Here is a 2,437-nt window from a genome sequence, read left to right as displayed (position 1 = left end):
GTGCTGCTTTTCAAGATTGTATTCAAAAGCCATTTTACACCTCGTTTATAAAGTAAAGAAAGTGTATCTGTCTGAGGTGAAAATGTCAATATGACAAAAAATGAAATTTTGTCATATTAAAATGTTATTCGGCCAGATATTTTTTTGCTTCAACACTGTCATATTTTTCAGCAAGAAATTCTGCCGCAGCTTTCATGTCAATTTCTGCTGGAATCCAGCTGTATTTTTTCTTGAGAGAATCAACGGCCGGCTTTATTTCAGAGGTTTCAAGTGATGAATAATATTCTTCGATAAACTCTTTTGATTTGACACTTTCGCTTTTTGCTTTTCCTTCAACTTTGACAACATTCCAGTGTTTTCCATTCCAGAGCAGGGTAACAGTATCGCTCATTTTTTCAATTACAAATCTTGCTTCCATCTGATGCACAAGAAAGTATTCGGCTGTGTGAGTAATTTTATCACCTTTTTTCAGGATTTTACCGTCTTCGCTATCAAGAATTTCAGGTTTATCTTTTTTTATTGCGTATTTATTTTCGGAAGGGTATTCTTTTCCGTCAATTTTTAAATTAGTTATCCCATACATCCAGCTTTTTGATGATTTTTTATAGAAGAACCATCGTTCCGGTGTAAGAGAGCCGTTATCAGGACTTGTTTCAAGCCGCTGTTTTGCACTTACATAAAATGAACTGACTTTTAAAATCAAATCTTTTGTTTCTTTACCGCTGAGGATTTCCTGAAGATTTGGTACATCAGCTCTGTGTATCATTGTGTATAAAGCTGCGGTTGTTTGGGTGGAAGTTAAACCTTTTGTTGTTATAAGTTTTGAATTCTGCTCAAGCCAGCCGGAAATAAACCAGAGAATTACGAATGCTGCTGCTATTCCTGTAAGAATACGGTTTTTGTTCCTTCTTAAAAATCTTTTTACTTTTATTTTTCTGTCTGCTTTTTTTATGAATCTGGTTCTTTCTGATTGATTTTCTGAAAAATCAGGAGCTTTTTTAAGAAGTTCTCCGACTAAATTATTGTCAATTTTTGAAGCTCTTTCTAAAAGTTTTCTCTGGTTTTTCTGAGCTGAAGAATCTGTGAGGGTTCTTTTTCCTGCCGTAAATTTAAGGTCTGGTTTTAATTTTAATGAAGAGTCTATGCTTTCTGAGATAAAATCTGCAATACTGCTGTTCCAGAATTTCAGTGGTATAAAATTTTCATCATAAATATCTTCCTGCCGTTTTGTTGTATCATTTTCTTCGTATGGAAAGCGGGATGTAAATGCCTTATAAAGAACAGTTCCTCGTAAAAATAACAGACCGGATTTTTCATGAAGCCCTTTGTAGAGATATTTTCCCTGAATGGAAGCATAGCTTTCCTTAAAATGAGAGGCACATTCTTCAAAAAGTTCGTATGAGAGAAAAAGAAGTTCTGCTGTTTTTGATTGTAAATCCGAATCAATTATAATTCCACCTGCACCTGAAATCTGGATATGCTGATTTTGACTGTAGAGAAAATCAATGGCTTTACAGAAAACCTGAATTGCAAAAATATCATTTTCTGTTCTGGAGTTGAAAGCTTTTTCAAGAATTTCTGAAAGAAGGCTTCCGTTTATTTTTTTTCCCTTAAAATAAACATTTTTGTTTTCATCTGTTTCTGTGGTATCGAAAATATAGTCTTTGGAAGTAAATGTGCCGTCTTTGAAATGCAGGTAAATATTTTTTACTGAAAGAAGACTTGCAGTGTTTGTTTTTGCAAATGAATCCTGATTTAAGCCCGAAGAAAGCGTAATAGAATCTGAAGTTATTTTTACAATATTCATGTGCTAAATTTAGCGAGAAAGTCTTCTAAAGACAAGATAAATCGTTTTCCTTGAAAATCCCGGGTTTTTCATTTACACTTTATTTGAAAAAAATATACGAGGTTTCTATGAAAGAATTTTTACCTTACGAAACAGTGCGTAACGACGCACTAAAGCTTGCATCACGGATTTATCACGAGGGTTTTATTCCTGATGTAATTTACACTTCATTGCGTGGCGGAGCTTACATGGCAAACGTTATCAGCGAATACTTTAAGCTTGCCCTTAAAGGCAGAAAGCCGGTTCTTTACGCTGCAGTTGTTGCACGCTCTTATACTGATGTTCATTCGCACGATGCAATCAGAATTGACGGCTGGACTTATTCTCCTGATTACCTTCGTCAGGGCGATAAAATTCTTCTTGTTGATGATATTTACGATTCCGGCCGCACACTTAATTATCTTGTTGAAGTTCTTATGAACAAAGGTGTTCCTCGTGAAGATATAAAGGTTGTTGTTCACGATTACAAAAATTTTACCTGTAAAGAAACACTTCCAATTAAACCTGATTACTGGTGCCGTAAATTCGATATCAATTCTCCTGAAGATGACCGCTGGATACATTACTGCAGTCATGAACTTGTAGGTCTTT

2 protein-coding genes are annotated in these 2,437 nt (G+C 34.8%); one reads left to right on the top strand and one right to left on the bottom strand.

Annotated elements, in window-relative coordinates; genetic code table 11:
* Positions 1-124: 124 nt before the first annotated feature.
* Entirely contained in the window at positions 125-1,807 is a 1,683-nt protein-coding gene (locus tag ACKI5B_RS00190; protein WP_407424936.1) for a hypothetical protein, read from the bottom strand.
* A 107-nt stretch (positions 1,808-1,914) separates the two neighbouring features.
* Between ACKI5B_RS00190 and ACKI5B_RS00185 the strand changes: the two genes are divergently transcribed.
* Positions 1,915-2,437, top strand: a 523-nt coding sequence (locus ACKI5B_RS00185) for a phosphoribosyltransferase (protein ID WP_407424935.1), incomplete at its 3' end; no start/stop codon positions are given.

Origin of the sequence: Treponema sp., assembly GCF_045657965.1 — a bacterium.
GTDB lineage: Bacteria > Spirochaetota > Spirochaetia > Treponematales > Treponemataceae > Treponema_D.
Note: the sequence above shows the minus strand (reverse complement) of the source record. Positions and strands in the feature narration are given on the sequence as shown.